General features: G+C 51.7%; 6 protein-coding genes and 1 pseudogene. 3 read left to right on the top strand and 4 right to left on the bottom strand.

Going from position 1 to position 5,546, the window contains the following annotated elements:
* Positions 1 to 222 precede the first annotated feature (222 nt).
* The gene (locus J0895_RS25830; RefSeq protein WP_242541176.1) at positions 223 to 2,757 is read right to left on the bottom strand and encodes a CHAT domain-containing protein; all 2,535 of its coding nucleotides are present in this window, start codon (positions 2,755 to 2,757) and stop codon (positions 223 to 225) included.
* 154 nt (positions 2,758 to 2,911) lie between these two features.
* Here J0895_RS25830 and J0895_RS09565 point away from each other — a divergent pair, with 154 nt between their 5' ends.
* Entirely contained in the window at positions 2,912 to 3,127 is a 216-nt protein-coding gene (locus J0895_RS09565) for a ribbon-helix-helix domain-containing protein (protein ID WP_207087874.1), read from the top strand.
* Positions 3,128 to 3,144: 17 nt separating this feature from the next.
* On the opposite strand, the gene J0895_RS09560 is transcribed toward J0895_RS09565, so the two are convergent.
* The 3 genes from J0895_RS09560 to J0895_RS09550 are packed head-to-tail and all read right to left on the bottom strand — an operon-like array spanning position 3,145 to position 4,134.
* Positions 3,145 to 3,375, bottom strand: a complete 231-nt coding sequence (locus J0895_RS09560; protein ID WP_207087873.1) for a DUF4926 domain-containing protein — start codon at positions 3,373 to 3,375, stop codon at positions 3,145 to 3,147.
* A 6-nt stretch (positions 3,376 to 3,381) separates the two neighbouring features.
* The gene (locus J0895_RS09555) at positions 3,382 to 3,570 is read right to left on the bottom strand and encodes a hypothetical protein (RefSeq protein ID WP_207087872.1); all 189 of its coding nucleotides are present in this window, start codon (positions 3,568 to 3,570) and stop codon (positions 3,382 to 3,384) included.
* A gap of 30 nt (positions 3,571 to 3,600) precedes the next feature.
* Positions 3,601 to 4,134 (bottom strand): hypothetical protein, encoded by a 534-nt coding sequence (locus J0895_RS09550; protein ID WP_242541175.1) that lies wholly within the window; start codon positions 4,132 to 4,134, stop codon positions 3,601 to 3,603.
* Between the two features lie 307 nt (positions 4,135 to 4,441).
* On the opposite strand from J0895_RS09550, the gene J0895_RS09545 reads away from it, so the two are divergent.
* Together J0895_RS09545 and J0895_RS25825 are read left to right on the top strand one after the other, a co-directional pair.
* Positions 4,442 to 5,368, top strand: a complete 927-nt coding sequence (locus J0895_RS09545; protein WP_207087871.1) for a hypothetical protein — start codon at positions 4,442 to 4,444, stop codon at positions 5,366 to 5,368.
* An 80-nt stretch (positions 5,369 to 5,448) separates the two neighbouring features.
* Positions 5,449 to 5,546, top strand: a pseudogene (locus J0895_RS25825) (Uma2 family endonuclease); the annotation flags it as partial.

The raw sequence follows: 5,546 nt of genomic DNA, 5'->3' as shown, positions 1-5,546 counted from the left end.
CTGTAATAGCCTTTGGATTTAGCATGGGCGGGGTCATCCAAAGCACTCAGGTACTCATTCCAGGTGGCAGGAACCCAGGTATCACTGGCAATTAAAGTAGAGAGTGGATTCATGCTCATCATCCTGGAGGAAAAATAGACATCTATTCTATGTTACTCGTAGTCTTGAACTTTCGCAACCTGTAGCATCTTTTGCCAAATAAATCCGATTTCGGATGACTCCCTAACGGGGGTCGCCAATCAACACTAAAGGCGACCAGAAAAACGGATGACGGTGAGACTGACTTAACTTCGCCTGACGCAACGCCTCCACCTTGGTTAACCCCTCCTCCATCATCAGGCGATAAAACTCCGTTGTCACCGCCTCCGTCGCCGCATCATCCACATTCCACAAGGTCGCCATCAACGCCCTGGCCCCGGCACGTTCCCAAATATAAGCCATCCCCATAATCGCATCCCCATCGATATTGGTCTGTAACGCTGTCTGACAGGCGGTCAATGCCACCAATTGCGTATCCTGTAACCCCAGTAACGCCGCATCCGCTAGGGGATATTCCCCATCGGCAAATAACAGAGTGTTGGGGTTCATGTGGATTTCTCGTTGCTCATCATCAGCACAAGTCTCTCCCAAACAACAACCCAATTGCTGAAAACAGCCGTGGGTGGCTAGATGCAGATAGCGATGACGGGGGGATTGACGTTTGAACTGTTCCAAGGTGGCCTTTTGGTGGCGGTAAATCTCACTTTCTGGGGCGAGGCGGAGGATGGCATCGACTTCGGCTTCCGTTCCCGGTAGGTTAAAGGGGTCTTCCGGTTGGGGATTGGCAAAGCCGAGAACTCGGTAGCCCCCAGAGAAGCGGGGGGAAAGGGTGGCGGTGAGAAGGGCGAGGGTGAGCAATGTTCCCCCCAGTTTCCAATGGTGTTTGACTGTTGTTCCAATGCCTAGGAGTCCTAGGAGGAGGGGAATCGTCCACAGGGGGAAAGTGAGAAACCGGGAGGGGGAAGGATTGGCGAGGAGGGAACGACTGGAGAGACGAGTGAGGTAATGGATGGGGTACTGTTGCAGGAGGAAGCTGTCGGTTTGTGAGTCCCGGAGGGTTTCAAAGGGGAATTGTCGCAGGGACCCGGTGGCGATGATGGCGAGTTGTTGGGGGTTGAGTGCCTCAATGTCTGCGGCAACGGGGCGGATGAGGTGGTCGTAGAGGGAGGCGGAAACGCGACGATAGCCAGAATTGCGGCTTTGGAGCATTTGGCGATAGTCTGTCACCCAGTTGTTAAATTCATCGGCATCGATGGGGACTTTCTGGACGCTGAGGCGATCGCGACTGAGGAGGAAGAGGGCGATCGTGCTGGGAACGTTTTGGATGTTTGTGAGGAGAACAGGTTGTAAGACAACGGTTCCGGGGGGGAGGCTGGCTTGCAGTTGGCTGAGGTCTTCCGGTTGAATTTCAAAGAGTTCGGCGACTTCGGGGTAGGTGGCGGCAAGGGTTTCGGCTTGTTGGGAGACTTGGGCTTCTAAGTCGCGCATTTGGTCTGCGAGGGCTGGGCTGAAGTTGTCTTGCAGTTGTTGGCGTAGGGCTTGCAGTTGTTGGGATTGGTCGTTCCAGTCATCAAGGGCCGCTTGGGCTTCGGGGTTGGCAACTCTCACACCGATGAGACGGTTATAGTCGGCGAGTTCGTAGGTGGTGAAGCGGTTCGCCCATTCAAAGGCGCGTTGGGGCTGGTTTTGGTCGATAAGGAAATCCACGAAGGCAACGGCTGGGCCGCGATTGGTTTTGAGGAAGGTCTCGCGGAATTCTTTTTGCAGTTCGCCCCGGAGGGAGAGGAGGATGTTGAGGGAGTCTTCCCAGTGGGTGATGGCTTTTTCGGGTTGATTGGTGTCTCGGTAGACGGCGGCTAGGTTGCTGAGGGTGTTGGCTTCTTCAGGGCGATCGGCCACTGCTCGCAGAATCGGTAAGGCTTGATTGAAGTAGTTCAGGGCTTGACGGTAGCTGCCCAAGGCATAGTAAACCAAGCCAATGTTAGTGAGAGTGGTGGCTTCACCTGCGCGATCGCCCACTTCTCGCTGAATTGGCAAAGCCTGATTGAAGTAGTCTAAGGCTTCCGTTCGGTTGCCCAAGGCATTGTACACTGCACCAATGTTATTAAGGGTGCTGGCTTCCCCTGAACGATTCCCCAATTCTCGCAAAATTGGTAAGGCTTGATTGAAGTAGTCTAAGGCTTCTGCCCACTTGCCCAAGACATGGTAAACCGAGCCAATCTTATAGAGAGTGCTGGCTTCCCCAGGGCGATCGCCCACTTCTCGCCGAATCAGCAAAGCCTGATGGTAGTAGTCCAGGGCTTGAGTCCGGTTGCCCAAGGCATCGTACACTCGACCAATTTCATAGAGGGTTGTGGCTTCCCATGACCTATTATTTGTCTCTTGCCAAATAATCAGCTCTTGTTTATAGAATTCTAAAGCCTTTTGTTTTTGTCCAATGCGGCCATAATTGCGACCAATCCCTGAAAGGGCTACACCTTCCAAATCTCGATGTTGCAATTGCCGAGCAGCCTCTACAACACGCTCAAATGTTTCGATCGCCTGTACAGGTTGCCCTTGCTGTGTCTGTTGAGTGCCCTGCTGTAACAGTTCCCTAACCTCCCTTGCCGACAGTCTCCCCTGCACCACAACCGTCTGTGCCCCCACCCAAGGCGACAGAGAACCCATCCCCAACAGCAGCGAAACTGTCAACAGCGAACTTACCCAGCGTCCAGTCATAGCTCAACTCTCCCTGTAACTGCCTCTCCTCTATTATTGCCCGAAGGCGCAGAAATTGAGTCCCCCCAACAGCCACAGAGCCCTAATCTAATCCTCATCGCCCCTGCTGTTTCTCCCCTACTATAATCGAGATAATAACGCTCTTGCTGCTGCCATGAACCTCTCCCGCACCCCAGAAATAGAACAACGGATTGCTGCTCAACTCAACCAAGGACATTACCAATCCGCCCATGAGGTCATCTTAGCTGCCCTAGAACTCCTGGACCAACACCAGCAATACCTGAGTGAACTGCGTCAGGAAATTGCGCTCGATGCCACTCAAATTGAACAGGGACAAGTGATAGACGGAGAACAGGTCTTCAATTTCTAGTTTTCTCAGACTCCCATTCATGATGATGCTAGAACCCGCGCTTGAGCAATTTCTCTGTCTCCAATTCCCCGCACTTGAGAACTCAAGAGAGAAACAATGGCAACAGTTTCTCCGGCGATCGTCATAAATTCTACTTCATAGCCCAAACCTTCTTGATGGACTAAGACAACGGTGCCCATATCGCCGGATTTTAAATCATATTCCGGTAAATCTACGGTTAAAACAACTCGGTCTAATTCACTAATCATGGTTTACTAAATTTTAGGGGAGTGGATAGGCACTGACCAGTCTAGGGATATCATCTTCAGTAGAAATAAACCCAACAGGCTGCTCATAGTGCGTGAGGTGGCGATCGCTACATCACCGCCGACACCCCACCCTAACCCTCCCCTTGCCAAGGTCCGGGGACCGTCGCTGAAGTTAATCGTAAGTTCAATCACCATAAACAGAAAAAGCCTACTCTTGTAAGTGACTTAATCCTCCGGGGGACGACGCACCAGACTCACTACCATTTCCATCTCATCTTCTGACAAGGGGATGATTTCATCTAACACAAACTCATAATCGCTCTGGAGTTCGAGTTTCCCCTGTAATTCATCATTATTCCAAGCCTCTGGACCCCGAATCGTGATCTGGGTTTCCTGCCCAGACTGCATGGCAGAGAAGGGAACTCGCCAAGTTTCTGGCTTTCCCATATCCTCGCCGCGAATATTAGCACGCCGTCCCAGAACTACCCCCGGATTCTGCTGGCGATCGCGCTCTATTTTGGCAATTTCCGTCAGGGGTAATCCTCGGGACACTCCTGCCAATTGCAGTAGCCGGGTTTCGGGGTTAAATCCTCGCAATTCATGATTGCCACTCCCCCCAGCTTTTAACTCAATTTTGACATTCACCGGCAGCTTCACTTGGATAATTTGCTCAGTGGGGGTCACTTCAGCGGTTTGGGACGAAAAGCTCATGCCGCATCCGGCTATTCCCAGGGAGGAAAGCATGAAAACGAGTGACAAGATTTGGCAAGTTGGATGTTTCATTACAGATTAGACTGGTTTAGAACTCGATGGGGAGGGCATTCCTCACCCTCTTGCTCCCTCTCCCTCTGGGAGAGGGTTGGGGTGAGGGGGTAAGTCGGCCCTCACCCTAAATCCCTCTCCCAAGACGGGAGAGGGACTTTGAATTGGGTTCCCCCTCTTGCTCCCTCTCCCTCTGGGAGAGGGTTGGGGTGAGGGGGGTGAGGGACTTAGGATGAGGGCCGATTTGCCCATCTGAGATGTATCCTCAATGAGGTTGATTGTAATCTTTGGGAGTAAGGTTGAGATGAGTGAGCCACCGCGTTTGCCCCCGGAAACTTTTGCACTGGGAAGGATTGCCAGTTTATTGGTGATGTTGGGGGCGGTGCTATACTTCACGGGTTGGACTTATCGCTGGATCTATTTCGGGTTTTTCCAATTGGAAGTCACCACTCTCCCTTTGCCCCTAGAGTCGTTTTATATTGCTGCCTTTCAGGTGTTTTTCGGCAGTTTTCGAGCCATTCTCCATACTATTATAACGATCGCCTTGATGATGGTGGGGGTATATTGCAGCCTGTGGTTACTGGAAGGGCAACCCTCCCAAAGATTACAAGGGCAAGCCCAGAACATCTATCGGCGGATATTGGATTGCCTGAATACTCGTTTAGCCCGGGGTCAACCGCCTCAAAGGCTCTGGAAACGCGGGCTGTTTCGGTTGTATCGGGGACTGCTGCAACTGCTGAAATCGTTTCTGGAGTTCCACCTGTTGGAGTATCAATCCCTGCGCTTTCTGCGATCGCTCCTGGATGAAACGGTGATTATCTGTTGGCTGCTGGCGGGCTGTTTCTGGCTGGCACAATGGCAGGGAGAAGCGGATGCGTGGCGGGATGCCGTGCATGAAACTTCGTCTCTCCCGGTGGTGACAGTGGTGGTGCGGGAGGATAGTTTTCCCCTGGGGGTGAACCCGGATAATATTCGCAATCCCCAAGGTATCCGCATTATTGGTGATGACATCAGCTACCAGAAACTGCTAAGTGAGGCGATTAATAACCCGATCCAGAATCGCGTCTGGCGGCTGCTGATTGATGTAGACGGAGATTATTATATTTTCCCGGCACTTCCTAAACGGGATGAAACCCGCCGCCCGTCGTTGGTGGTGATTCCTCGCAGTCGTGAGGGCGATCGGCTGATTCAGTTGCGCCCTACACTCGACACGGATATAATGAATAATTGATAATTGATAATTGATAATTGATAATGTTTCACTCATTTTGTTATAATACATGAATCCCCTAATTAACAATTACCGGGACTATGGTTCAAACTTCTATCCCCTCTCATATCCTCTACCCAGACTCCGATGGTAAACCGATGGCGGAAAATACCCTCCAGTATCGCTGGATTGTGCGTTT

This window comes from Phormidium pseudopriestleyi FRX01 (genome assembly GCF_017313335.1).
GTDB classification, from domain to species: domain Bacteria; phylum Cyanobacteriota; class Cyanobacteriia; order Cyanobacteriales; family Laspinemataceae; genus Laspinema; species Laspinema pseudopriestleyi.
The sequence above is the reverse complement of the archived record's forward strand: the minus strand, read 5'-3'. Positions and strand labels throughout refer to the sequence as shown.

Bases quoted from the DNA above. Each gene is read 5' to 3' on its own strand.
- J0895_RS25830 (WP_242541176.1), bottom strand. From the start codon at position 2,757: ATGACTGGACGCTGGGTAAGTTCGCTGTTGACAGTTTCGCTGCTGTTG.
- J0895_RS09565 (WP_207087874.1), top strand. From the start codon at position 2,912: ATGAACCTCTCCCGCACCCCAGAAATAGAACAACGGATTGCTGCTCAA.
- J0895_RS09560 (WP_207087873.1), bottom strand. From the start codon at position 3,375: ATGATTAGTGAATTAGACCGAGTTGTTTTAACCGTAGATTTACCGGAA.
- J0895_RS09555 (WP_207087872.1), bottom strand. From the start codon at position 3,570: ATGGTGATTGAACTTACGATTAACTTCAGCGACGGTCCCCGGACCTTG.
- J0895_RS09545 (WP_207087871.1), top strand. From the start codon at position 4,442: ATGAGTGAGCCACCGCGTTTGCCCCCGGAAACTTTTGCACTGGGAAGG.